The sequence below is a fragment of the Methylobacterium sp. Leaf466 genome, assembly GCF_001425565.1.
GTDB lineage: Bacteria > Pseudomonadota > Alphaproteobacteria > Rhizobiales > Beijerinckiaceae > Methylobacterium.
In genome coordinates this window covers 60,864-85,918 of the sequence record NZ_LMRC01000003.1, presented here as the reverse complement: position 1 = coordinate 85,918, position 25,055 = coordinate 60,864, and the positions used below count along the sequence as shown (strand labels likewise).

General features: G+C 69.5%; 23 protein-coding genes. 8 read left to right on the top strand and 15 right to left on the bottom strand.

Features of this window, described 5'->3' with window-relative positions; translation table 11 throughout:
• The first annotated feature begins 12 nt into the window (after positions 1 to 12).
• The 3 genes from glpK to ASG59_RS03400 all read left to right on the top strand — a co-directional run bounded on the left by glpK (position 13) and on the right by ASG59_RS03400 (position 3,020).
• The gene (gene glpK / locus ASG59_RS03410) at positions 13 to 1,518 is read left to right on the top strand and encodes a glycerol kinase GlpK (protein ID WP_056407001.1); all 1,506 of its coding nucleotides are present in this window, start codon (positions 13 to 15) and stop codon (positions 1,516 to 1,518) included.
• A gap of 123 nt (positions 1,519 to 1,641) precedes the next feature.
• The gene (locus ASG59_RS03405; RefSeq protein WP_056407000.1) at positions 1,642 to 2,691 is read left to right on the top strand and encodes a low specificity L-threonine aldolase; all 1,050 of its coding nucleotides are present in this window, start codon (positions 1,642 to 1,644) and stop codon (positions 2,689 to 2,691) included.
• 56 nt (positions 2,692 to 2,747) lie between these two features.
• Positions 2,748 to 3,020, top strand: a complete 273-nt coding sequence (locus ASG59_RS03400; protein ID WP_055882168.1) for a DUF2312 domain-containing protein — start codon at positions 2,748 to 2,750, stop codon at positions 3,018 to 3,020.
• 146 nt (positions 3,021 to 3,166) lie between these two features.
• On the opposite strand, the gene ASG59_RS03395 is transcribed toward ASG59_RS03400, so the two are convergent.
• Complete coding sequence (locus ASG59_RS03395; RefSeq protein WP_056406997.1) at positions 3,167 to 3,859, bottom strand: GntR family transcriptional regulator; 693 nt, start codon at positions 3,857 to 3,859, stop codon at positions 3,167 to 3,169.
• Between the two features lie 578 nt (positions 3,860 to 4,437).
• Here ASG59_RS03395 and oxc point away from each other — a divergent pair.
• The 3 genes from oxc (at position 4,438) to ASG59_RS03380 (ending at position 8,134) form a co-directional block, all read left to right on the top strand.
• Entirely contained in the window at positions 4,438 to 6,141 is a 1,704-nt protein-coding gene (gene oxc / locus ASG59_RS03390) for an oxalyl-CoA decarboxylase (protein WP_056407031.1), read from the top strand.
• Positions 6,142 to 6,372: 231 nt separating this feature from the next.
• Positions 6,373 to 7,650, top strand: coding sequence for a formyl-CoA transferase (frc, locus tag ASG59_RS03385; protein ID WP_055882175.1), 1,278 nt, complete (start codon positions 6,373 to 6,375; stop codon positions 7,648 to 7,650).
• Between the two features lie 259 nt (positions 7,651 to 7,909).
• Positions 7,910 to 8,134: a DUF2892 domain-containing protein gene (locus tag ASG59_RS03380; RefSeq protein ID WP_055882178.1), complete on the top strand. Its 225-nt coding sequence runs from the start codon at positions 7,910 to 7,912 to the stop codon at positions 8,132 to 8,134.
• 123 nt (positions 8,135 to 8,257) lie between these two features.
• Here ASG59_RS03380 and ASG59_RS03375 read toward each other — a convergent pair whose 3' ends face one another.
• Positions 8,258 to 8,524, bottom strand: a complete 267-nt coding sequence (locus tag ASG59_RS03375; RefSeq protein ID WP_055882181.1) for a GlsB/YeaQ/YmgE family stress response membrane protein — start codon at positions 8,522 to 8,524, stop codon at positions 8,258 to 8,260.
• 245 nt (positions 8,525 to 8,769) lie between these two features.
• On the opposite strand from ASG59_RS03375, the gene ASG59_RS03370 reads away from it, so the two are divergent.
• A complete protein-coding gene (locus ASG59_RS03370) occupies positions 8,770 to 9,132 on the top strand; it encodes a RidA family protein (protein WP_055882184.1) in 363 nt (120 codons plus the stop codon).
• A gap of 11 nt (positions 9,133 to 9,143) precedes the next feature.
• A complete protein-coding gene (locus ASG59_RS03365) occupies positions 9,144 to 10,229 on the top strand; it encodes a polyamine ABC transporter substrate-binding protein (RefSeq protein ID WP_244472294.1) in 1,086 nt (361 codons plus the stop codon).
• 42 nt (positions 10,230 to 10,271) lie between these two features.
• Here ASG59_RS03365 and puhE read toward each other — a convergent pair whose 3' ends face one another.
• From puhE to bchF, 13 genes are read right to left on the bottom strand one after another with little or no spacing between them, the layout of a single operon-like run.
• Entirely contained in the window at positions 10,272 to 11,087 is an 816-nt protein-coding gene (gene puhE, locus ASG59_RS03360; protein ID WP_056406996.1) for a putative photosynthetic complex assembly protein PuhE, read from the bottom strand.
• A 1-nt stretch (position 11,088) separates the two neighbouring features.
• Positions 11,089 to 12,168 (bottom strand): magnesium-protoporphyrin IX monomethyl ester (oxidative) cyclase, encoded by a 1,080-nt coding sequence (gene acsF / locus ASG59_RS03355; RefSeq protein ID WP_200945920.1) that lies wholly within the window; start codon positions 12,166 to 12,168, stop codon positions 11,089 to 11,091.
• A gap of 8 nt (positions 12,169 to 12,176) precedes the next feature.
• On the bottom strand, positions 12,177 to 12,482 hold the full coding sequence (locus tag ASG59_RS03350; RefSeq protein ID WP_056406992.1) for a hypothetical protein: 306 nt from the start codon (positions 12,480 to 12,482) through the stop codon (positions 12,177 to 12,179).
• Complete coding sequence (gene puhC / locus ASG59_RS03345; protein ID WP_055882206.1) at positions 12,482 to 12,970, bottom strand: photosynthetic complex assembly protein PuhC; 489 nt, start codon at positions 12,968 to 12,970, stop codon at positions 12,482 to 12,484. Before puhC ends, ASG59_RS03350 begins: the two co-directional genes overlap by 1 nt.
• Positions 12,971 to 12,981: 11 nt before the next feature.
• Positions 12,982 to 13,662 (bottom strand): photosynthetic complex putative assembly protein PuhB, encoded by a 681-nt coding sequence (puhB, locus tag ASG59_RS03340; protein WP_056406990.1) that lies wholly within the window; start codon positions 13,660 to 13,662, stop codon positions 12,982 to 12,984.
• Positions 13,659 to 14,432, bottom strand: a complete 774-nt coding sequence (puhA, locus tag ASG59_RS03335) for a photosynthetic reaction center subunit H (RefSeq protein ID WP_056281910.1) — start codon at positions 14,430 to 14,432, stop codon at positions 13,659 to 13,661. The genes puhB and puhA overlap by 4 nt, the downstream gene beginning before the upstream one ends.
• Before the next feature lie 19 nt (positions 14,433 to 14,451).
• Positions 14,452 to 15,897 carry a BCD family MFS transporter gene (locus ASG59_RS03330; protein ID WP_082494393.1) on the bottom strand — a complete coding sequence of 482 codons (1,446 nt, stop codon included), beginning with the start codon at positions 15,895 to 15,897 and terminating at the stop codon, positions 14,452 to 14,454.
• A complete protein-coding gene (bchM, locus tag ASG59_RS03325; RefSeq protein ID WP_055882211.1) occupies positions 15,894 to 16,592 on the bottom strand; it encodes a magnesium protoporphyrin IX methyltransferase in 699 nt (232 codons plus the stop codon). The genes ASG59_RS03330 and bchM overlap by 4 nt, the downstream gene beginning before the upstream one ends.
• A gap of 14 nt (positions 16,593 to 16,606) precedes the next feature.
• Positions 16,607 to 17,500 (bottom strand): ferredoxin:protochlorophyllide reductase (ATP-dependent) iron-sulfur ATP-binding protein, encoded by an 894-nt coding sequence (gene bchL / locus ASG59_RS03320; RefSeq protein ID WP_055882215.1) that lies wholly within the window; start codon positions 17,498 to 17,500, stop codon positions 16,607 to 16,609.
• Entirely contained in the window at positions 17,497 to 21,255 is a 3,759-nt protein-coding gene (locus tag ASG59_RS03315; protein WP_056406988.1) for a magnesium chelatase subunit H, read from the bottom strand. The genes bchL and ASG59_RS03315 overlap by 4 nt, the downstream gene beginning before the upstream one ends.
• Positions 21,230 to 22,831 (bottom strand): ferredoxin:protochlorophyllide reductase (ATP-dependent) subunit B, encoded by a 1,602-nt coding sequence (bchB, locus tag ASG59_RS03310; protein WP_056406986.1) that lies wholly within the window; start codon positions 22,829 to 22,831, stop codon positions 21,230 to 21,232. The genes ASG59_RS03315 and bchB overlap by 26 nt, the downstream gene beginning before the upstream one ends.
• 4 nt (positions 22,832 to 22,835) lie before the next feature.
• A complete protein-coding gene (locus ASG59_RS03305) occupies positions 22,836 to 24,128 on the bottom strand; it encodes a ferredoxin:protochlorophyllide reductase (ATP-dependent) subunit N (RefSeq protein WP_056406983.1) in 1,293 nt (430 codons plus the stop codon).
• Complete coding sequence (gene bchF / locus ASG59_RS03300; protein WP_200938167.1) at positions 24,125 to 24,631, bottom strand: 2-vinyl bacteriochlorophyllide hydratase; 507 nt, start codon at positions 24,629 to 24,631, stop codon at positions 24,125 to 24,127. The genes ASG59_RS03305 and bchF overlap by 4 nt, the downstream gene beginning before the upstream one ends.
• Between the last annotated feature and the right edge of the window lie 424 nt (positions 24,632 to 25,055).

The following is a 25,055-nucleotide window of genomic DNA, read 5'->3' as shown; positions in this document are numbered from 1 at the left end:
GGAGGGACGATCATGGGCAGTTACGTCGGCGCCATCGACCAGGGCACCACCAGTACGCGCTTCATCGTGTTCGACCGGCGCGGTGACATCGTCGGCTCGGCCCAGCGCGAGCACGAGCAGATCTACCCTAAGCCCGGCCACGTCGAGCACGACCCCCTGGAGATCTGGCGCAACACCCGGATCGTCATGCGCGAGGCCCTGGAGGCGGCCGGGATCGCGCCCACCGACCTCCTTTCCCTCGGCATCACCAACCAGCGCGAGACCACGCTGGTCTGGGACCGCCGCACCGGCCGGCTGCTCCACAACGCCCTGGTCTGGCAGGACACCCGCGTCGACGGCCTCGTCGCCCGCTTCGCGCAAGCCGGCGGGAAAGACCGCTTCCGCGCCGTCACCGGCCTGCCCCTGGCGAGCTACTTTTCGGGCCTGAAGCTCGCCTGGCTGCTGGATGCGGTGCCGGGCACGCGGGAGCGGGCGCAGGCGGGGGACGTCCTGTTCGGCACCATCGACACCTGGCTGGTCTGGAACCTCACCGGCGGAGCCGAGGGCGGCCTTCACCTCACCGACGTCACCAACGCCAGCCGCACGCAACTGATGGCGCTGGACACCCTCGACTGGGACCCCGGCATGCTCGCCGCATTCGACGTTCCGCGCGCGATGCTGCCGGCCATCGTCTCCTCCAGCGCGGTCTACGGCGAGACCCGCACGCCCTTTACCGGCGTCCCCATCGCCGGCATCCTCGGCGACCAGCAGGCGGCCTTGTTCGGGCAGACCTGCTTTGCCGCGGGCGACGCCAAGAACACCTACGGCACCGGCTGCTTCGTGCTCATGAACACCGGGGCCCAGCCGGTGGCTTCCACCTGCGGCCTCGTCACCACGGTGGGGTACAGGCTCGGCGACCGGCCCGCGGTCTATGCCCTGGAGGGCTCCATCGCCATCGCCGGCGCCCTGGTGCAATGGCTGCGCGACAACCTCGGGATCATCGGCCACAGCGACGAGATCGAGCCCCTGGCCCGCACCGTCGCCGACAACGGCGACGTCTACATCGTACCCGCCTTCTCCGGCCTCTACGCGCCGCATTGGCGCGAGAGCGCGCGCGGCGTCATCGCCGGGCTCACGCGCTACGCCAACAAGGGCCACATCGCCCGCGCCGCGCTGGAGGCGACCGCCTACCAGACCCGCGAGGTGCTGGAGGCGATGGCGCAGGATTCCGGGATCGGCATCAGCGAGTTGCGCACCGACGGCGGCATGGTGAGGAACGACCTCCTCATGCAGTTCCAGGCCGACATCCTGAACCTGCCGGTGGTGCGCCCCAAGGTCGTGGAGACCACGGCATTGGGCGCGGCCTACGCCGCCGGCCTCGCCACCGGCTACTGGAACGGCACCGACGACCTCGTCGCCAACTGGGGCGTCGACCGCCGCTGGCACCCGTCCATGGACGAGAGCCTGCGCACGACGCTCGTCAGCGGCTGGACCAAGGCGGTGGAGCGCTCCTTCGACTGGACGACGCCGGGCGCGTGAGCGAAGCCAAAATCCGCATTGCGAAGCAATCGAACGGATTTTGTATGAGGTCCGGCCCGCGCTGTGCGAGACGCGGCCGTTGCACTACCTCGCCGGCACCACCCTCGCTTGACGGACCCCGCGATGACCGACGCCCCGCAGCAATTCGCCAGCGACAATTATTCCGGCGTCTGCCCCGAGGCCTGGGCCGCGATGGCCGAGGCCAATGCCGGCTACGCCCCGGCCTACGGCGACGACGATTGGACGGCGCGGGCCGCCAGCGCCTTCCGGGCGCTGTTCGAGACGGAATGCGAGATGTTCCTCGCCTTCAACGGCACCGCCGCGAACTCGCTGGCCCTGGCGTCGCTCTGCCAGTCCTATCACAGCGTGATCTGTGCCGATTCCGCCCATGTCGAGACCGACGAGTGCGGTGCGCCGGAGTTCTTCTCCAACGGCTCGAAGCTGCTCACCGCCCCGTGCGTCGACGGCAAGCTGACGCCGGCCGCGATCCGGACGCTGGCGACGCGGCGCCAGGACATCCACTTCCCCAAACCCCGCGTCGTCACCATCACCCAGCCCACCGAGACGGGGCAGGTCTATACGCCCGCAGAAATCGCGGCGATCGCCGCCGTGTGCCGGGAGCTGTCCTTGAGCCTGCACATGGACGGGGCGCGCTTCTCCAACGCCTGCGCCAGCCTGGGGTGCGCACCGGCCGACATCACCTGGAAGGCCGGCGTCGACGTCCTGTGCTTCGGGGGCACCAAGAACGGCCTGCCCGCCGGCGAGGCGATCCTGTTCTTCGATCCCGCGCAGGCGGAGGATTTCGGCTATCGCTGCAAGCAGGCCGGCCAACTCGCCTCGAAGATGCGGTACCTCTCCGCCCCCTGGGTCGGGCTCCTGCAGGGCGGCACCTGGCTGCGCAACGCCGCCCACGCCAACGCCTGCGCCCGCCGTTTCGCGCAGGGATTGGCGGGCCTGCCCGGCCTCGCACCCTTGTTTCCCGTCGAGGCCAACGCCGTCTTCCTCGCCTTGCCCGATGCCGTCGCCGAGGCCCTGCGCGACAAGGGCTGGCGCTTCTACACCTTCATCGGCGGGGCGGCCCGGTTCATGTTCTCCTGGGACGCCGACCCGGCCCGGATCGACCACCTCGTCGCCGACCTGCGCGCCCTCGTGACGGCGGCCGGCCATCCTTAACCTCCCGCTTACCCGATTGATCGAGGTTGCCGCTCCTCAGGCATCAGGGAGTCACCATGTCCGACACGGTAGGGATCGCGGGCGATCGCATTCGGTCGATCATCGAGCGCATCGAGCAACTCGACGAGGAGATCAAGGGGCTGATGGAGGGCAAGAAGGAGGTGTTCGCCGAGGCCAAGGGCGAAGGCCTCGACGTCAAGATCCTCAAGGAGATCCTCAAGCTGCGCAAGCTCGACCAGGACGAGCGCGACGAGCACGAGACCCTGCTCGACGTCTACCTGCGTGCGATGGACGCCCCCTCCCCCGCCCCGATCGCGCAGGCCGCGTGAGGGACGGACGACAGACGACGAGGGGCTGACCGCGACGGTCCGGTGCGGCGCCCGCACGATGGCGCGTCGTCCCGGCCTCCCGGGGGCAGGGACGACGCGCCTCCCGGGATCGTGAGGCTCCCAAGGACCGTCGGAGAGGGCGCCGATCAGGCGAGATAGTCGCCGTATTGTTCGACGTGACGCGCCAGGCCGAGGCCGTGTTCGCGCACCAGGCGCTCGGCGAGGTCGGCGTCCCGGGCCTCGAGGGCGTCGATGATCTTGACGTGCTCCTTGATGGAGTCGGCCGCCCGGTCGCCCTGGCGCAGGGCGGTGTTGCGGATGCCGCGGACGTGCATCAGCAGGTTGCTGGTGATGTCCTCGATCACCTCGCATTGGCCGAGCGCGATGATCGTCTGGTGGAAGCGCATGTTGGCCTCCGAGTACTCGTAGAGGTGGTCCGACGGCTGGCCCTCGAAGAACTCGGGAAACTGGTGGCGCAGGCTGCGCAGCTTCTCGTCGGAAGCCCGCTCGCAGGCCAGTCGCGCCGCCATGCTCTCCAGGGCCGACCAGGCCTGGATCATGCTCACGATCTCCCGCTTGGTCTTCTTGATGACGAACACGCCGCGGCGCGCCTCGAACCGCACGAACCCTTCCTGTTCGAGCACCGTGAGCGCCTCGCGCACCGGCGTGCGGCTCACGCCGAGGTCCAGGGACAGCTTTCGCTCGTCGAGGCGGACCTCCTCGCGCTGTCCGTAAATATTCATGTTCGTGATCGCTTCCTTCAGGGAAGCATAGGCGAGGGCGCGCAGGCTCGAAGTCGCAGCGATGGACTTGACTCGAAAGGTGTCCGACGTCGTCATTTTTTCACCAGATACGAAGCTACACGACGCTCGGCACGGAACGCGTTTGGTGCCACGCATGCCAAATTCGGTCTTAAAACACAAGAAAACCGACCGGTGATCGCCCGGCCGATACCCAGCTCATCGCTCGATGTCCTCGCATGGCGAACACAGCGGCACCGCCATCGTCGCCCGGATCTGCATCGCCGGTCCCGCCAGGCCGTCATCGGGCCGCCTCCCCCGTTTTCCCGAAACCCGCCGCTTGAGGCCAACCGACGCAGGTTTGACACCTGGTATTTGGTATGCCACCATTCTGAAACTGGCAAATCGAAAAGCGCACACGAGTCGGGCCACCCGTCCTCGTTGCAGGATCGAAGCGGTCCCGCGCCTTCAGCGCAGGCCCCACCAGTGCCCGACCGATGCGGGACGTCACGCCGTCGGACACGATCAAGAAACGGCGCCGCACTCAAACGATGCGCCACGACCCGGAGGGAACGATCATGGATAGAAGCACGGTCACCGACAACGGTCTTTCCGCGTCCGACGTCACCACGAGCACGTCGCCCGACAACCCGACGACCCCCGCCAACGGCCCCGTCATGACGCCGGAGCCCGAGCTGACCGATGGCTTCCACCTCGTCATCGACGCGCTCAAGCTCAACGACATCACCACCATCTACGGCGTGCCCGGCATCCCGATCACCGACCTCGGCCGCCTCGCGCAGGCCGCCGGCATGCGCGTCATCTCCTTTCGCCACGAGCAGCACGCCGGCAATGCCGCGGCCATCGCCGGCTACCTCACCAAGAAGCCGGGCATCTGCCTGACCGTCTCGGCGCCGGGCTTCCTCAACGGCCTCACCGCTCTGGCGAACGCCACCACCAACTGCTTCCCGATGATCCTGATCTCGGGCTCCTCCGAGCGCGAGATCGTCGACCTGCAGCAGGGCGACTACGAGGAGATGGACCAGCTCGCCATCGCCAAACCCCTGTGCAAGGCCGCCTTCCGCGTGCTGCATGCCGCCGACATCGGCATCGCCGTGGCGCGGGCCATCCGCGCCGCCGTCTCGGGCCGTCCGGGCGGCGTCTACCTCGACCTGCCGGCCAAGCTGTTCAGCCAGGTGATGGAGGCCGAGGCCGGCGCGAAGTCGCTGGTCAAGGTGATCGACGCGGCGCCGGCGCAGCTGCCCGCCCCCTCCGCCATCGCCCGCGCCCTCGACGTGCTCAAGGGCGCCAAGCGGCCGCTGATCGTGCTCGGCAAGGGCGCCGCCTACGCCCAGGCCGACGAGGCGATCCGCACGCTGGTCGAGACCAGCGGCATCCCCTACGTGCCCATGAGCATGGCCAAGGGCCTGTTGCCCGACACCCATGCCCAGTCGGCCGGCGCCGCCCGCTCCCTCGTCCTCAAGGACGCCGACGTGGTCCTGCTGATCGGCGCCCGCCTCAACTGGCTTCTGTCGCACGGCAAGGGCAAGACCTGGGGTGCGCCCGGCTCGAAGAAGTTCATTCAGATCGACATCGAGCCCAAGGAGATGGACTCGAACGTCGAGATCGTCGCCCCGGTCGTCGGCGACATCGAGTCCTGCGTCGAGGCCCTCCTCAAGGGCATGGGCAAGGACTGGGCGGCACCGCCCGCGGCCTGGACCGATGCGATCACCGCCAAGAAGGAGGAGAACCTCTCCAAGATGGCGGGCAAGCTGCGCAAGAACGCGGCGCCCATGGACTTCCACGGCGCGCTCGGGGCCCTGCGCACCGTCATCAAGGAGCGGCCGGACGCGATCCTCGTGAACGAGGGCGCCAACACCCTCGATCTCGCCCGCGGCATCATCGACATGTACCAGCCGCGCAAGCGCCTCGACGTCGGCACCTGGGGCATCATGGGCATCGGCATGGGCTTTGCCGTCGCCGCGGCCGTGGAGACCGGCAAGCCGGTGCTGGCGGTGGAGGGCGACTCGGCCTTCGGCTTCTCCGGCATGGAGGTGGAGACCATCTGCCGCTACGACCTGCCGGTCTGCATCGTGGTGTTCAACAACAACGGCATCTACCGCGGCACCGACACCGACCCGACCGGTCGCGATCCGGCCACGACGGTGTTCGTCAAGGACTCCCGCTACGACAAGATGATGGAAGCCTTCGGCGGCGTCGGCGTCAACGTCACCACGCCCGACGAGCTGCTCCGGGCCGTGAACACGGCGATGGATTCCGGCAAGCCGACCCTCATCAACGCGGTAATCGACCCCCAGGCCGGCACCGAGAGCGGCAACATCGGCAGCCTCAACCCGCAGAGCGTGGTGAAGAAGAAGTAGGGGCACGAAGGGGTCGGATGTCCCGTGGCATCCGACCCCCCCGCGTCCTCATCCTGAGGTGTCCGCCCCGGCGGGCCTCGAGGGAGACCTCCGGACATCACCGCGCGAACGGGCGGGCTCCTTCGAGGCCTCCGCTTCGCTCCGGCGCCTCAGGATGAGGAAACCGGCTGGGGTCGGCCTTCGGGGCCGTTCCCCGTCCTGCGCCGATCGCTATCCATCTGGGAGCGTCCCATGAGCAAGGCTCTCGACGGCGTGAAGATCCTCGACTTCACGCATGTGCAATCCGGCCCGACCTGCACCCAGCTTCTGGCCTGGTTCGGCGCGGACGTCATCAAGGTCGAGCGGCCGGGCATCGGCGATGCGACCCGAGAGCAGCTGCAGGACATCCCCGATGTGGACAGCCTGTATTTCACGATGCTCAACCACAACAAGCGCTCGATCACCCTCGACACCAAGACGCCCACCGGCATCGAGGTGATGTGGCGCCTCGTGAAGGAATGCGACGTCCTCGTCGAGAATTTCGCGCCCGGCGCCCTCGACCGCATGGGGCTGACCTGGGAGGCGATCCAGGCGGCCAACCCGCGCATGATCCTCGCCTCGGTGAAGGGGTTCGGGCCGGGGGCCTACGAGGACTGCAAGGTCTACGAGAACGTCGCCCAATGCGTCGGCGGCGCCGCCTCGACCACCGGTTTCCGCACCGGCCTGCCGATGGTGAGCGGCGCGCAGATCGGCGATTCCGGCACCGGGCTGCATCTGGCGCTGGGCATCGTCACCGCCCTGTTCCACCGCACCCATTCGGGCCTCGGCCAGCGGGTCGATTGCGCGATGCAGGACAGCGTCCTCAACCTCTGCCGGGTCAAGCTGCGCGACCAGCAGCGCCTCGAGCGTGGTCCCTTGCGCGAATACAGCCAGTTCGGCGAGGGCATCCCGTTCGGGGATTCGGTGCCGCGGGCCGGCAACGACTCCGGCGGCGGCCAGCCCGGGCGCATCCTCAAGTGCAAGGGCTGGGAGACCGACCCGAACGCCTACCTCTATTTCATCACGCAGGGGCCGGTCTGGGCCAAGATCTGCGACGTCATCGGCGAGCCGACCTGGAAGACCCATCCGGACTACGCCACGCCCAAGGCACGGCTGCCGCACCTCAACGAGATCTTCACCCGCATCGAGGCCTGGACGATGTCCAAGACCAAGTTCGAGGCGATGGAGGTCCTCAACGAGCTCCATATCCCGTGCGGACCCATCCTTTCGATGAAGGAGATCGCCGAGGACGAGGCGCTTCGGGCCTCGGGCACCCTGGTGGAGGTGGATCACCCCACCCGCGGGCCGTATCTGACGGTGGGCAACCCCATCAAGCTGTCGGCGAGCCCGTGCGAGGTGACTCGCTCGCCGCTCCTGGGCGAGCACACGGCCGAGATCCTGCGCGACGTCCTCGGCTATTCCGACGGCGAATGCGCGGCCATCGCCCGATCCGGTGCCACCGGGGCGGTTCCCGGCCTCGCCGCGGAGTAGCCCGCCCCCTTCACTGTCTTTCCCTTTCCCGGTCGCGGTCATGGCGATCCGGGTTCCTCCCCTCCCACCTTGCGCGGCTTCGACCAACGTCGGGGCCGCGCACTTTTTTTGGCCGAGACCGGTACGCCGTCCGGACGGCACGCTCGGGAGTTGCGATCGACCCGGACGGCGCCCGTAGGGTCGCAGAGTATCGCTTCGTTCGGAACGCGGCCGCGCTTGCGGCGTTCGCCCCGCGATCCCTCGAAAACGGAGATACCCCATGGCCAACGACATGATCCCCGACATCTTCAACGGCGAGCGCAACCTCACCACCACCGAGCGGGCCGTGTCCGTCGTGCTCGGCCTGGGCATCGCCGCCGCCGCGGCGCAGCCCCGCCCGAACAAGTGGTTGAGCCTGGCGGCCCTGATCGTCGGCGCGGGCCTCGCCATGCGCGGCGCCACCGGTCACTGCGCCATCAAGTCGGTGACCCGGCAGGCCGCCTGACCCCACCACCATGGAGCGGGCCGGACCACGACGTCCGGCCCGGACACGAAAAAGGGGTGCCGCGAGGCACCCCTTTTTCGTCGGGCGGCGCGCTGGGTGCGCGCCGCGATGGTTCAGCCGTTATCAGTACGTGGTGGTGGTGCGGCGGCTGGCGATGAAGCCGTAGATGGCCAGCACCACGATGGCGCCGACGATGGCGCCGATGAAGCCAGCACCCTGGTTGGGGCCGTACCAGCCCACGGCCTGGCCGATGAAGGTGGCCACGAAGGCGCCGACGATGCCGAGGATGGTGGTCATGATGAAGCCCGACGGCTCGTTGGGGCCGGGCATGATGAACTTGGCGATGATACCGGCGATGAAGCCGATGATGATGGTGCCGATGATACCCATGGTGCGATCCTCGTAGCCGCGGTCGAAGCGACTTGGCCATTCCGTGCAGAGCAAACGCCGCACCCCTGGAACGGTTGCGCGGTCGCCCTCGACTTTGTCGCACCGCCATACGATCGCCGCCTGCGATCTGCCAGTGCGATTCGCCCATGACGAACCGCCCCTTTACGCCGGCGCCCTTCGCGCGGCACAAACGCTGCCGTGGAGCGGCGCGCGACGGGCGGGCCGCGATGAACGGGACCCGACGGATGACGGCGATCACGCGTTTCGAATCAGGCCCCCGGATGTCCCAGGCGGTCACCCACGGCGACCTCGTCTTCCTCGCCGGCCAGACCGCGGCCGAGCCGGAGGGGACCGGCGTCACCGAACAGACCGCCCAGATCCTGGGCCAGATCGACCGCCTGCTGGCGCTGGCCGGCAGCGACAAGGGTCGCATCCTCTCGGCGACGGTCTACCTTTCCGACATCGCCACCTTCGCGCAGATGAACGAGGCCTGGGAGGCCTGGGTCGACCGCGGCAACCCGCCGGCCCGGGCCACCGTCGAGGCCAGGCTGTGCGAGGCGCATTACCTCGTCGAGATCGTCGTCGTCGCCGCGCGGGCCGCCCGGTGAAGCGCCGGGCCCTGCTCGCGGCGTTCGCCCTCGCCCTGTGCGGGGCCGGCCCGGCCGCCGCGCAGGCGCCCGAGCGCGTCGTCACGATTTACAACTGGTCGGACTACATCGACCCCGTGATGCTGGAGGCCTTCACCAAGGAGACCGGCATCAAGGTCGTCTACGACACCTACGACAACAACGAGATCCTGGAGACCAAGCTGCTCGCCGGCAAATCCGGCTACGACGTGGTGGTGCCCTCCGGGCCGTTCCTGCAGCGGCTGATCAGGGCGGGGGTGTTCCAGCCCCTCGACAAGGGCAAGCTCCCCAACCTCAAGAACGCCTGGCCGGAGATCGCCCAGCGCCTGTCCGTCTACGATCCGGGCAACCTCCATGCCGTCGACTACATGTGGGGCACCACCGGCATCGGCGTGAACGTGACGGCGGTGCGCGAGCGCCTCGGGGCGAGCCAGCCGCTCAACACCTGGAGCCTCGTGCTCAACCCCGCCCTGCTCGCCAAGCTGAAGGACTGCGGGGTGATGATGCTCGATTCCCCCGAGGACCTGATCCCGAGCATGCTGCCGGCCTATGGCCTCAAGCCCGACAGCAAGCGCTGGGACGACATCACCCAGGTCACCGACGCCCTCTACAAGGTGCGCGGCTCGGTGCGGAAATTCCACTCCTCGGAATACATCAACGGGCTGGCCAACGGCGATATCTGCCTCGCGGTCGGCTACTCCGGCGACGTCATGCAGGCCAGGAAGCGCGCCGAGGAAGCCAAGAACGGCGTCGAGATCGCCTATCTTGTCCCCAAGGAAGGCGCCCTGATGTGGTTCGACGCCTTCGCCATTCCCAAGGACGCGCCGCACCCGGCGGAGGCCTATGCCTTCCTCGACTACATGCTGCGACCCGAGGTGGCCGCCGCCAACGCGAACTTCGTCTCCTACGCCAGCGGCAACCTCGCGGCGAAATCCTTCGTGAAGCCCGAGATCCTGGCCAATCCCGGCATCTACCCGGACGAGGCGACCATGGCCCGGCTGTTCACCAACACGGCCTGGGACGACCGCACGCAACGTTTCGTGACGCGGGCCTGGACGCGGGTGCGCACGGGGCGGTGACCGGGCGGGCGGCGCCGCTGCCGCCCTCCGGGTTGCGCGATCCTAATGGATATCGCCCGAGGCCGCGGGCCCGGCCTCGGCGCCGTCGAGCGCCGATCCCTTGGCCCCCGACAGGCTCCAGTTCCACAGGGCCGCCGCAGGCAGAGGCAGCATCAGGAACCAATGCTCCAGGGTGGCGAGCGCCATCATGGTGGTGAGGATCGTGAGGCCGACCACCTCGTGAGGGAGAGCCGCACCGTCGAAGGCCGCCATGCCGAGCATCACCGTGAGCGCCGTCCCGAGGCTCACGGAGACGGGAAACAGCAGGTTCATCGGCTTGTTGGTGAGGAAGCACGACAGGTAGCTCAGGTGGGCGGGCAGGAACTCCGCGTTGAGGTTGCGCACGCCCAGGAACATGTTGAGGCGGGCCGAGAGGTTCATCCCCCACAGGATCAGGTAGGTCCACAGGGCGAACCGGTTGAGCTCGTTCCAGGTCATGGCGAGGATGGCGAGCGCGCCGGCCACGATCGCCGCCTCGTGCCACAGGCTGGTGGCGGCCGCGGCCCGGAAGCGGGCGAAGCCCCGCGTGCCGGGCGCGCAGCCGGTGGTGCGCGGGCCGGAGATGAAGCCCATGTAGTAGCTCATCTCCTGCCAGCCCCAGACCAGCAGCGCGCCGGTGAAGGCGGTGTAGACCCCCGCCTCGCTGGCGTCGCCGGCGCTGGTGCCGATCGCGAAGAGCGCGCCGGCGAGCACCAGGGTGCCCGCCGCCATGCTCCAGCCATGGGTATGCCGCGGCCGCAGGTCGAGGAACAGGATCACGCCGGTGGAGAACCACCACACCACGATCGCGTAGAGGGCGGGGACGGCATAGGCGGCCATGCTACCAGACCGGCTCGAGCCGGATCTCGGCCGGCATCGGGTTGTCGATGGTCGGCAGGGCGTAGAGTCGGGCGAAGTTGACCGCCGAGGCCACGATCCAGGCCCCGTGCTTGAGCTTGCCGATCAGGCCGCCCTGAGCCTTCGCGTCCGCGATCCCGTTCGAACAGGTCAGGAGCCGATCCAGCGCCTGCTTGAACTTCGGATTGTCGAGGTCGAGGGTGAGCGGGAAGGTCTGCTTGGAGATCTCCGAGGTGATGCGGAACACCTGGAAGTCGTACTCGGTCGGATCGACCCCGAGCGCCTTGTGGAAATGCGGGCGGCAATGGTCGCGCACGTACATCGTGGCGAAGACCGCGAGCAGGAAGAACTTGATCCAGTAGCGGTTGAGCCCGGTCGTCAGCTTCGGGTTGGCGCGCATGAGCAGGGCGAAGGCCTCGCCGTGCCGGAACTCGTCGTTGCACCACTTCTCGAACCACTTGAAGATCGGGTGGAAGCGCTTCTCAGGGTTCTTCTCGAGTTCGCGGAAGATAGTGATGTAGCGGGCGTAGCCGATCTTCTCGGAGAGGTAAGTGGCATAGAAGATGAACTTCGGCCGGAAGAAGGTGTACTTCTTCGACTTGGTCAGGAACCCGAGGTCGACGCCGATCCCGAAGTCCTTGAGCACGTCGTTGATGAAGCCGGCATGGCGCGCCTCGTCGCGGCTCATGAGGCCGAACAATTCGCGGATGTCGGGATTCTTGGCGCGCTTGCGCATCTCGGCGTAGAGCACGCAGCCCGAGAACTCGGCGGTGATCGACGAGACTAGGAAGTCCATGAACTCCTTGCGCAGGTCCGGATCGAGGCCCGACATGTCGATGTCGAACTCCTCGTTGCGGACGAAGTGGCGCTTGTTCGGGTCGGCCTTCAGCTCCGCGATGAGGATGTCCCACTGCCGGCGCACCGGCTCCACGTCGGTGCGGTCGAGCTCGACGAAGTCCGTGGTGTAGAAGCGCGGGCTGAGGAAGGTCGTCTCCTGCGCCGCCTTGGTGCCCTCGTTGAGGGGGTACTTCGGCTGATGGCCCTTGGGAGCCTGATGCTGGATCGACACGTTCACAGGCGCCTCCTCTCGGAAAAGCTGACTTCGTAGAGTTCGGTGAGTTCGAAATTGCCGGCGAGCTTGGTCCAGAGCCGTTCGACCGGGCCGGCCCGCGTCACGGTGGCCGTGCGGTGGACGACGATGCGTTCGCCGTAGGGCACCGAGGTCGGCGAACCGTGGACCTGGACCTCGTCGCCCGGCTCGATCTCGAAGGCGGCGTCGAGGACGACGTGGGCGTGGAGGCTCTCGGGCGTCTGCTCGATCTCGACGGTGCAGGGCACCTCGACGACCCGGCGTCCCCAGGTCTTTGCCCAGCCCATCATCGCACCACCCCGGCGCCGGCCTCGAGGGCCGGCATCAGCCGGGCGAAGGCCTGGGCGTTGGCGGGGCCGAAGGCACCGAGGTTGACCTTGCGGCCTGTCTGCTCGTCCTCGAGCTGGAGGCTGCCGTCGTCGAAGCGCGTGAGCCGGAACGGCTGGTCGCGGGTGAGCCCGCTGCGCAGGCGGGACTGCCCGAAGCCGCGCAGCGTCGCGCGGATGAAGTTGTCCTGGCCCGGTTCCACCGTGAAGATCAGATCGCCGGTGCGGTCGTCGCGGATGGTGATCGATCCGTCCGTCTGGTCGTCGGCCCGGATCTCCACCGTCTTGAGCATCTGCGCCGGGGGCATCTCGGTGATGCCGATCCGCTCCTCGCGGCCGATCATCACCGCGAGCATGGCAAAGCCCAGGAGGCCCGCCGCCCCCGTCAGGATCAGGCCCGGAACCGGCCCTCCCCCCTTCGTCCCTGACTTTGCCGTCGTGTCGGACATCGTCCTGCTCCCTAGCTCGCGGCGGCGAGGCGCGGGGGACGCGGGGCACTGCGGGGCCGCGCGACGATCACCGGGCTTGCCGATTCTTCTCGTTGTGGTTCCAGCGTGGCGGCGATGGCGCGGGCCAGGATGCCGGCCACCTCCCCCGCGTCGGGGACGGACCGCATCATCGGCTCGGGCCGGCTGACATGCCAGGGCCGTGCGTGCGGCCAGAGATGAAGGTAAGCGACACGGTTGCCGGAACGCAACAGGATCGGCAGGTCCCCGGTGCCGTCGCGGAAGCGGCGCAAGCCCGCATCCTCGATCAGCGCGAAGGGCAGGTTCAGGGTCATCGGCAGGGCGACACCGTAGCGCATGACGAGGCGCCGGTTGGTGATCGTGTAGGTGGTGCTGCGCGCGGTCAGCCAGCCGATCAGGGCGAGCAGGCCGACGGCGCCGGCTCCCAGGGCCAGGGTCGGTCCGACGGCCATGGCCGCCTCGACGAACCGGCCCTCGGCCAGCAGCGGCACGCCGGCCCAGAGGGTCAATCCCGAAAACCAGGCCGCCACGAGGCCGACGTGGAGCGTCCGGAAGGCGATTCCGGCGGCGCGGGGGCGGCCCTGCCAGAGAACGTGTTCTCCGGCAGGCAGGGGGGCGGGCAGGCCCGGAGGGGCGTCGAAGGCGTTGGGGGGAAGGCTGACGGAGTCGCTCACAGGATGGCCTCCTGGCGCTGGGGGGTGGCGTAGAGGGTGCCCGCGCCGAAGAAGGCCATGATCCGCTCCTCCTCGTAGAGGGTGACCGAATCGGCGTCCTTGGTGCCGGGGATGTCGACGAACTGCGACGCGAGGAGCGCCTCGGTCTGGACGACGCCGGAGAACAGGCCGAGCTTGCAGAAGGCGCTGGGCATCAGCACCCGGCGTCCGCCCCCGGCGAGTTCGACCTCGTAGTAGCGGATCATCGACTCGCCGCGGTCGACCCAGAGGTCGCTGACGGTGCCGGCGACCTTGCGGTCGGCGCCGACAACGTCGCGGCCGATCGGGTTGGGGCCGGCCTCGTGCACCACGAAGTGATCGGCCACCCGCAGCGGGACGATGCGCTTCTCGCCGTCCCAGGTGCGGTCGTGATGATCGTCGCGGTCGACGTAGGAGCCGGGGCCGATGGCGTCGTGGAGGCCGTCGGTGTCGGGCTCCAGGGGCGCGCCGGGCCAGATCTCGTGCTTGTGGCCGCGGTAGTTCCAGGCGTTGGGGCCGCCCGTCTGCGGCGCGCTCTTGGTCTCGCCGTTCGACAGGTGGAAGAACTTGGGCGTGGGGATCAGGATCGGGTCGGGGCTGGGCCGGCCGGCCATCGCCTCGGACTCGAGGGGGTAGCCCTCGCGGCGGTCTTCCCGGCGCAGGTAGAAGACCAGCCCCGCGAAGAAGATCCAGAATGCGTACAATACGACCTGCGCCACGTCGACGTAGCCGGTGATCTCACCTCTTGGCATCGGACTTCCTCCCCGGTCTTCAGTGTGTTGGATGGGTGTGGATGGTGGCCGGCAGGGCGAGCCCGCCGGACCGGCGCGAGGTCGTGTCCCGCACCAGCGGGCCGATCGCGACGAGGGTCGCGAACAGGAGCGCGATCTCGAGGTGGTAGACGACGAGATAGCCGGTGGCGGGATCGTTCAGGGTCTCGCCCAGGGCCCCCGACTCGGCGAGATGCGAGGCGACGTCGCGCAGGATGCCGCTCGCCGCGATGGCCACGCCGGCGGCGCTCGCCTGGACCGCTCCCCAGGCGCCGAGCGCCAGGCCGGTGTCCTCCGGGCCGGCCTTGGCCATGGAGGCCGTCAGCGTGCCGTGGGCGAACAGCCCGCCGCCCAACCCGATCAGCAGGACGCCGGTGGCGAAGAGCTGGGCCGACCCCAATGGCGCGGCGAACACCACCGCCGAGAAGGCGAGGATCCCCACCACCGTGCCCGAGGCGGCGACCCGGAAGGCGTCGCCGCCCCGGTTGAGCCAGCGCGCGGCGAGGAAGAGGCCGATGCCGCCGCCCGCCGCCAGCATCGCCGTCAGAGCGGTGGTGGTGGCCACCGGCAGGCGCAGGATCTGGCCGCCGTAGGGTTCGAGCAGGATGTCCTGCATCGAGAAGGCGGCGGTGCCCAGGCCGGTGGCCACGAGGCGCCGGCGGGCGAGCCCGCTGCCGGCATAGGTCGCCCAGGAGTCCGAGAACGACGGGCGCGGGGCCGAGCGGTCGGTGCGGCCGGGCTGGCGGGCCTCCTGCTTCCACAGGGCGATGCCGTTGAGCACGATGGTGACCACGGCGGTGCCCTGGATCACCTGGATCAGCCTCAGGGGCGAGAAGTTGGCGAGCGCCAGGCCGAAGACGACCGCACTCACCACCATGCCGACCAGCAGCATGGCGCAGAGCAGCGCCACCACCCGCGGCCGGGCGTGGGCCGGGGCGAGGTCGGTGGCCAGCGCCAGGCCCACGGTCTGGGTGGTGTGGAGGCCCGCACCCACCATGACGAAGGCGAGGGCTGCCGCCACATGGCCGGGCCAGGCCGGGCCGGTGGTGTCGCCCGACAGGATCAGGAGGGCGAAGGGCATGATGGCGAGGCCGCCGAACTGCAGCAGCGTGCCGAACCAGATGTAGGGGACGCGGCGCCAGCCGAGCACCGAGCGGTGGGTGTCGGAGCGGAACCCCACCAGGGCCCGCAGCGGGGCGAAGACCAGCGGCAGCGACAGCATCACGGCCACGATCCAGGCCGGCACCGCGAGTTCGACGATCATCACCCGGTTGAGGGTGCCGATGAGCAGCACGGCGGCCATGCCGACGGTGACCTGGAACAGCGACAGCCGCAGGAGCCGACCCAGCGGCAGCTCCGGCGTCGCCGCGTCGGCGAAGGGCATGAACGGCATGATGCCGGGCCCCAGCCGCATCAGCGCCCGCGTGGTGAGGCCGCCGATCTTCATCGCGCCAGCTCGATGGCGTTCGACAGGTAGAAGCCGCTGTTGACCCGCTTGGTCCGCTTCACGGCAAAGCCCTGGAGCACCGCCTCCTTGGCGATCCGCCTGCGCAGGGCGCCCTCGGTGATCGGCACGATGGCGGGCGCCCGGTCGCCGCGCGGGAACAGCCGCCCGGCCGTCCACATCAGGGTGAGCAGCGCCGTGCGCGGGGCCACCGTGAACACCACCGACCCGTCGGTGCGAAGCCCGAGTTCGGCCAGCGCCCGGGTGATGTCGGCGGCGTTGTAATGGATCAGGCTGTCCATCGCGACGACGTGGTCGAAGCGCCCGAGCCAGGGGTCGAGCATGTCGCCGACCCGGAAGTCGATGCGCTCGCCGCCCAGGATCTCGGCGCTGCGCTCGCGGGCGAGGCCCACGAGGGTCGGCGAGACGTCGATGGCCACCACCTCGGCCCCGCGCCGGGCCGCCTCGACGCTGAGCGCGCCGGTGCCGCAGCCCGCGTCCAGCACGCGCTTGCCGGTGAGGTCCTCGGGCAGCCACGACAGCAGGTTGGCCCGCATGGCGTCGCGCCCGGCCCGCACCGTGGCGCGGATCTTCGAGACCGGGGCGTCGGTGGTGAGCCGGGCCCAGGCGTCGACCGCGGTGCGGTCGAAGTAGGTGGTCAGCTGCGAGCGGCGCTCGGCGTAGGATGCGCTGGTCATCGGCCCGTCTCCCCCTAGTCGAAGCCAAGGAATTCGAAGAGGTCGCGGTCCTTCATCGGCATCGCCGAGAGGGGCTTGCCGCCGGCCCAGAGGTGGGCGGCCAGGCGCATGTACTCGTCGGTGACCGCGATGAGCTCGGGCGTCGGCTCCATCTCGAACAGGGTCGACTTCTTGAGGCGCGAGCGCCGGACCACGTCGAGGTCGGGGAAGTGGGCGATGCGCTCGAGGCCCACCGCGGCGTTGAAGCGGTCGATCTCGTCGGTCTTGGCCGAGCGGTTGGCGATGACGCCGCCCAGGCGCACGGGGTAGTTCTTCGACTTCGAATGGATGGCGGCCACGATCCGGTTCATGGCGAAGATCGAGTCGAAGTCGTTGGCGGTGACGATCAGCGCCTGGTCGGCGTGCTGGAGCGGCGAGGCGAAGCCGCCGCAGACCACGTCGCCGAGCACGTCGAAGATGACGACGTCGGTGTCCTCGAGGAGGTGATGCTCCTTGAGGAGCTTGACGGTCTGGCCGACGACGTAGCCGCCGCAGCCGGTGCCGGCCGGAGGCCCGCCGGCTTCCACGCACATGACGCCGTTGTAGCCCTCGGCCACGAAGTCCTCGATCCGCAACTCCTCGGAGTGGAAGCCGACCGCCTCGAGGGCGTCGATCACCGTCGGGGCGAGGCGCTTGGTGAGCGTGAAGGTCGAATCGTGCTTGGGGTCGCAACCGATCTGAAGGACGCGCTTGCCGAGCTTGGAGAAGGCCACCGACAGGTTCGACGAGGTCGTCGACTTGCCGATGCCGCCCTTGCCGTACACCGCGAAGACCTTGGCGGTGCCGATCTTCAGGGTCGGGTCGAGTTCGACCTGGACGCTGCCCTCGGGCTGACGCGAGACGACGGGGTTCCTGATGGCGATGTTCATGCTGCGACCCCAGTGGTGATGCCTTCGAGACGGTCTTCCAGTTCCTCCTCGGCGCGGTCGAGCGCGTCGCGCGTCTCCGCGTCGGGGGTCCAGAAGCCGCGCCGGTGCGCTTCGATCAGGCGTTGGGCCACCTTGGCCGACGCCGTCGGGTTCAGAGCGGCCATGCGTTCGCGCATGGCCGGGTCGAGGACGAAGACCGAGGTGATCTCCTTGTAGACCCAGGGTTCGACCTGGGAGGTCGTGGCCGACCAGCCAACGGTGTTGGTGAGGTGGGTCTCGATCTGGCGCACGCCCTCGTAGCCGTGGGCGAGCATGCCCTCGTACCACTTCGGGTTGAGGATGCGGGTGCGGGTCTCGATGGCGACCTGCTCGGAGAGGGAGCGGACGCAACCCTCGCCGCGGGTCTGGTCGCCGATGTAGACCGGGGCCTCGATGCCGCCCTTGGCCTGCTTGACCGCCCGGCTGATGCCGCCGAGCGTATCGAAGTAATGGTCGACGGTGGTGACGCCGAGCTCCACCGAGTCGAGGTTCTGGTAGGCGAGGTCGACGTCGGCGAGCACGCTCTTGAGGAGGGCGGCGTGCTGCACGGCGCGGCCGTCGCGGCCGTAGGCGAAGCCCTTGCGCCGGGCATAGGTGTCGGCGAGTTCGTCCTCGTCCTCCCAGCGGCCGTTCTCCACGAGGTGGTTGACGTTGGAGCCGTAGGCACCCTCGGCGTTGCCGAAGACCCGGAGGGACGCCGTCTCCATGTCGCCGCCGTGGACGCGCTGGTATGCGAGGGCGTGCAGGCGGACGAAGTTCTGCTCCACCGGCTCGTCGGCGGTGGCCGCCAGGAGGCAGGCCTCGGCCAGGAGCTTGATCTGGAGGGGGAGCAGGTCGCGAAAGATGCCCGACAGGGTGACGACCACGTCGATGCGCGGACGGCCGAGCTCGGCCAGCGGGATCAGCTCGGCCCCCGTGAGCCGGCCGTAGCCGTCGAAGCGCGGCCGCGTGCCCAGCAGCGCCAGCACCTGCCCGATCGGGCCGCCCTCGTTCTTGAGGTTGTCGGTGCCCCACAGGACGATGGCGACGGTCTTGGGGAGCGGCAGCCCGTCCGCCTTGTGCCGGTCGAGGATGCGCTGGGCCTGGATGGCCCCGTCCTTGACCGCGAAGGCGCTCGGGATGCGGAAGGGATCGAAGCCGTGGAGGTTGCGCCCCGTCGGCAGGATCGAGGGCGTGCGCAGGAGGTCGCCGCCGGGGGCCGGGCGGATGAAGCGGGCGTCGAGCGCCCGCAGGATGGCGGGGACCTCGCTGTCGCCGGTGAGCAGGCGGTTCGTGGCCGCGAGTTCCCGCAGGATCGGCAGGTCGGTGGCCACCGGCACCGTGCCGGAGGCCGAGAGCGCCGCCTCCGGCGTGGCGCCGCCGACGAGGGCCGAGACCGACGCCCGGTCGAGCCTGGTCCCATGGGCCGAATCGGCCATGGCCAGCAGCATGTCGATGCGCTCGTCGACGGAGAGGGCCTCGCCGACCACGTGCAGGCCGTGCGGGATCAGGGTGTATTCCAGGTCGAGGATCTCGGCGCCGATGCGGGCGATCTCGGCCCCGGCGCGGGTTCCCCAGGCCGGCTCCGCCTGGGCCAGGTCGACCAGTGCCGCCTGGGCCTGGATCAGCACCGCGATGTCCTCGCGCTCCGCCTGTGCCTCCGGCTCGGTGCCGCGCCAGCGTTCGATGGCGCCCTTCACGTCGAGGAGGCCGCGATAGAGCCCGGCATGGGCGATCGGGGGGGTGAGGTAGCTGATCAGGGTGGCCGAGGACCGGCGCTTGGCGATGGTGCCCTCGGACGGGTTGTTGGCCGCGTAGAGGTAGAGGTTGGGCATGTCGCCGATCAGGCGGTCCGGCCAGTCGGTGGCCGAGAGGCCGCTCTGGCGGCCGGGCATGAATTCGAGCGCCCCGTGCGTCCCGAAGTGCAGCAGGGCGTGGGCTTTGAAGTCGTCGCGCAGCCAGCGGTAGAAGGCCGAGAAGGCGTGGGTGGGGGCGAACCCCTTCTCGAACAGGAGCCGCATCGGGTCGCCCTCGTAGCCGAAGGCGGGCTGGATGCCGACGAAGATGTTCCCGAACTCGGCCCCGAGCACGAAGATCGACGATCCGTCCGACTGCTGCTTGCCCGGCGCGGGCCCCCATTGCGCCTCGATCTCGGCCAGGTGCCGCTCGCGCCGCACGTGGGTGTCCACCGAGATGCGGGTGTGGACGTTGGCCATGGCGCCGAAGCGCGCCGCATTGCCGATCACCACCCGCTCGCGCAGGTCGTCGACGCTCTCGGGCACCTCCACCGCGTAGCCGGCCGCCTTCATGGCGGCCAGCGTGCGAAACAGCGATTCGAACACCGAGAGGTAGGCGGCCGTGCCGGTGTTGCCGGCGTTGGGCGGGAAGTTGAAGATCACGATGCCGACCTTGCGCTCGGCCCGCTCGCTGCGGCGCAGGCGCACCAGCCGGTCGACGCGGGCGGCGAGCATGCCGGCGCGCTCGACGCAGGAATGCATGTCGCGGTCGCCCTCGCCCGAGGGGAAGACGCAGGCGACGTGACAGCCCTTGCAGGCCGCGCCCGACTTGTCGGAGCGGCCGCCGAACAGCATCGAGCCGGTGGCGCCGTCGAGTTCGGGGATCGCGACCATGATGGTCGTCTCCACCGGCAGGAGGCCACGCTCCGAGGCGCCCCATTGCTCCAGGGTCTGCAGCTCGGCCGGGTAGGCGGCGACGTAGGGCACGTCGACCGCGGCCAGGATCTCCTCCGCCGCGCGGGCGTCGTTGTAGGCCGGGCCGCCCACCAGCGAGAAGCCGGTGAGCGAGACCATCGCGTCGATGGTGGCGACGCCGTCCTTGAGGAAGTACCGCTCGATGGCCGGTCGCGAATCGAGGCCGCTGGCGAAGGCGGTGATGACGCGAAGGCCACGCGCCTCCAGGGCGGCGATGACGCCGTCGTAATGGGCGGCGTTGCCCGCCAGCATGTAGGAGCGCAGGCCGAGCACGCCGACGGTGCCGCGGCTGCCGGCGGACGGCAGGTCGTCGAGGGATTCCGACATCCGGCCGGGGAGGCGCGGATGGTAGACGCCGACCTCCGGGTAGGTGACGGGGGCCGCGGCCCTCAACCGGCCGCGCAGGACCTTGCGCTCGCCGCTCGCATAGCGGTCCACCAGGGCGCGGATCATGTTGAGGACGTTCTCGTCCGAGCCGGCCAGCCAGTACTGCAGGGTGAGGAAGTAGGCGCGCACGTCCTGGGCGGTGCCGGGGATGAAGCGCAGGATCTTGGGCAGGCGCTTGAGCATCTTCATCTGCTCGGCGCCGGCGCTGGCGCTGCGCTCCTTGGGCGCGCCGCGCAGGCGCTTGAGCAGGCCCATGGCGCCGCCGCTCTTGGAGCCGTCCATCGAGAAGGCGCCGACCCGGGTGAGCTTGGTCACCTCGCTGGCGCTCATCATGCACAGCATCGCGTCGCAGTGGTCGCGGCGGGCGCGCAGGTCGGCGATGATCGGCTGGAAGTGATCCTCCATAAACAGCATCGCGCAGATCACGATGTCGCCCGCGGCGATGTCGGCGCGGCAGCGTGCCAGCTTCTCGGGATGGTCCCCGAACTCGGTGGCCGCGTGCAGGACCAGGGTGAGGCCGGGGATGTCGCGCTGCAGGTCGCGGCGCGCCCGGTCGACGGCGCTCGCGAGGTGGGTGTCCATCGTCACGATGACGATGCGCACCGGAGTGGGCTCAGCGACCGAAATGCGCTTTTGCATCGTACAACGTCTCGACGGTGATGAGGGGGAGCGCCTGCTCGCGGGCGAAACGCTCGGTGTTCGCGCGGGCCTTGCCCCGCACGAAGAACGGGATCTTCTTCAGTTCCTTCTCGGCGGCGGCGTCCCACAGGGAGACGACGACGGTGTCCTTGGCGGTCGGTTGGGATGGTGGCGGCGCGGGTTGGGCGAGGGCGGCCTGGGCCGCCTCGGGGACCGGTGCGGGGCTCGGCCCGCCGTGGCGGGTGTGGTGCGAGGGGGCCGCGCCGTCGTGGAACTCGGGATCCTCGCGGAACATCCCGAGCAGGTGCTCTTCCAGTCCCATCATCAGGGGGTGGACGAGGGTGTCGAACAGGACGTTGGCGCCCTCGAAGCCCATCTGCGGCGAATGCCGGGCGGGGAAATCCTGCACGTGGATCGGGGCCGAGATCACGGCGCAGGGCAGGCCCAGGCGCTTGGCGATATGGCGCTCCATCTGGGTGCCGAGCACCATCTCGGGCTGGGCCGCCTGGATGGCGGCCTCCACGTCGAGGTAGTCGTCGGTGATCGTCGCCTCGATGCCGTGGACCTCGGCCTCGGCCCGGACCTCGCGGGCGAACTCGCGGGCATAGGTGCCGAGCCCCACGACCCTGAAGCCGAGCTCCGTGGCCGCCACCCGCGCCATCGCCACCGCATGGGTGGCGTCGCCGAAGATGAAGACGCGCTTGCCGGTGAGGTAGGTCGAATCGACCGAGCGCGAGTACCAGGGCAGGCGCGAGGGCGCGCCGGCCAGCACCGGCGAGGGATCGATCCCCGTGAGCGCGGCGATCTCCTCGACGAAGCGGATGGTGGCCGCGACGCCGATCGGCACCGTCTCGACCATCGGCTGGCCGAAGGTCTTCTGGAGGTATTGCGCGGCGACCCTGGCCACCTCGGGGTAGAGCACGACGTTGAAGTCGGCCGCCCCGAGGCGCCCGAGGTCGGACGGGGTGGCGCCCATCGGGGCCACCACGTTGACGTCGATGCCGAGCCGGTCGAGCAGGCTCCTGATCTCGATGAGGTCGTCGCGGTGGCGGAAGCCCAGGGCGGTGGGGCCGAGGATGTTACAAAGGGGGCGCCGACCGTCTGCGCTCGCGCGTGCGGTCCCGGCGGCGGGCGGCGGTCCAGACAGCGCCCGCACCAGACGGTAGAAGGTCTCCGAGGCGCCCCAGTTCTCTTTCTTCTGATAGGCCGGCAGGTCCAGCGGGATCACCGGGATCGGCAGGGCCAGGGCCTTGGCCAACCCGCCCGGATCGTCCTGGATGAGCTCGGCGGTGCAGGAGGCGCCGACGATCATCGCCTCGGGCTTGAAGCGCTCGTAGGCGGCGGCCACCGCGTCCTTGAAGATCGCGGCGGTGTCCGAGCCGAGGTCGCGGGCCTGGAAGGTGGTGTAGGTGACCGGCGGGCGGGCATCGCGCCGCTCGATCATCGTGAAGAGCAGGTCGGCATAGGTGTCGCCCTGGGGGGCGTGCAGCACGTAGTGCAGGCCGCGCATGGCGGTGGCCACGCGCATGGCGCCGATGTGGGGCGGTCCCTCGTAGGTCCAGACGGTGAGCTGCATGGTCTCAGACCTCCAGCCGCGTGCGGCGGACCAGGGGGCGCGCGAACAGCTCGGCGAGGTCGCCGGCCTGGTCGTAGCCCTGGATCGGGGTGAACAGGAGTTCGATCGACCACTTGGTCGCCAGCCCCTCGGCCTCGAGGGGGTTGGCCAGACCGAGGCCGCACACCGTGAGGTCGGGGCATGCCGCCCGGCAGCGGTCCATCTGGTCGTCGAGGCTCTGGCCCTCCACCACCTGCGTGCCGGCGGGCAGCATCGCGATCTCGTCGGCGAGGTGGCCACGGTGGAGGTAGGGGGTGCCGACCTCCACGAGCTGCGTGCCCATCTCCCGCGACAGGAAGCGGGCGAGCGGGATCTCGAGCTGCGAATCGGGGAAGAAGAACACCCGCTTGCCCGCCAGCTGCTGGCGATAGGGGGCGAGCGCCGTGGCCGCCCTGGCGCGGCCGGGTGCCGTGGCCGCCTCGAACCGCTCGGGCGCGACGCCGAAGGCATCCGCGGCGGCCCGCAGCCAGGCGGTGGTACCCTCCGACCCCAGGGGGAACGGCGCGGCGATCCTGCCGGCGCCGCGCTCTTCGAGGGCGCGGGCGGTATCGGTGAGGAAGGGCTGGGCCAGGAGGTAGCGGGTCGACGGCCCGACGGCGGGAAGCTCGTCGGCCTTGCGGGCGGGCAGGAACGCCACCGGCGCGATGCCGAGTTCGGAAAACAGGCGCGAGAACTGGTCCTCGACCACGTCGGCCAGCGCCCCGACCACCAGGAGGGCGGGGGCCGCGTCGGCCTCGGCCCGCGGCATCTCGGGGACGAGGGCGGCCAGGCACGCGTCCTCGCCCTGCGTGAAGGTGGTCTCGATGCCGCTGCCCGAGTAGCTGAGCACCCGCACGTCCGGCGAGACCCGCCGCGACAGGCGCTGGGCGGCGCGGGTGAGGTCGAGCTTGATCACCTCGGACGGGCAGGAGCCCACGAGGAACAGGAGGCGGATGTCGGGGCGCCGCTCGATCAGGCGGCGCACCACCCGGTCGAGCTCGTCGTTCATGTCGGTGATGCCGGCCAGGTCGCGCTCGTCCATGATCGCGGTGGCAAAGCGCGGCTCGGCGAAGATCATCACGCCGGCGGCGGACTGGATCAGGTGGGCGCAGGTGCGCGAGCCGACCACGAGGAAGAACGCGTCCTGGATCTTGCGATGCAGCCACACGATGCCGGTGAGGCCGCAGAAGACGGCGCGCTGGCCGCGCTCCTGGCGGATCGTGACGCCGGTGTCGGTGCAGGCGGCGTCGAGGCTGGGGACGGGAGCGTGGGCGTTCATCGGGCGGCCTCCGCGAAGGAGGAGAGGTCCGACGGCGCCTGCAGCCGCGCGGCGCGCAGCTTGAGCAGGAACTGCGTCGCGTTGATCGCGTAGGTGGCGTAGGCCGCGAGCGCCAGGAGCATCAGCCCGGTGGTGTCGAGCCGGCCGGTCAGCAGGGCGGCGAGATAGGCGGTGTGCAGGGCCAGGACCGCCATGCTCACCATGTCCTCCCAGTAGAAGGCCGGGGCGAACAGGTAGCGGCCGAAGACGACCTTCTCCCAGATCGCGCCGGTGACCATGATCGCGTAGAGCACGACGGTCTTGATCACGACCGAGGCGTTGGCCGCCGCCTCGCCCTCGCCGGTGGCCAGGGTGCGCAGCACCAGCGCCAGGCTCACGAGAAACACGAAGAACTGCAGCGGCGCCAGGATGCCCTGGACCAGGGTCCAGACCGTGGCGTCGCGCCGGACCCGTTCGGCCGGCGTGTAGAGGGGTCGTCCCGTCTGGCCCTTGATGGGACCCATCGCGTCCGCCCCTGTCCTGCTGGCCGCCTCGGGAGGGCGTGCCGTTGAGGGAGAGGTTAGGAAGGCCCCGCCAGAGTGTCAAGCTGGCTTTACGTCAATCTCACTGGACATCCGCGTGCGAGCCGGGTTACAACTGGTGCGTTGCCAAAACCTCGGGGAGGCGTATCGTCGCTCGTCGGGAACCTGAACGCCACGGGTTTTCCGGGGCGCTCGTGCCCGGACACCATCATCCGATACGACGGTCGATGATATTTCAAGGGCGTCACAAGACGTCGCGCTCGACACGCAAGATCGAGGTCAACAAGAAGCCGTCATCAACATTGGGAGGGACCAATGGACGACTTGAGGCAGCATCGGGACCAGTATTCCTTTCACGACGGCGCGAACGGCTGCGATCTTCCGGGATCGGGCGAGGCGGACGCCC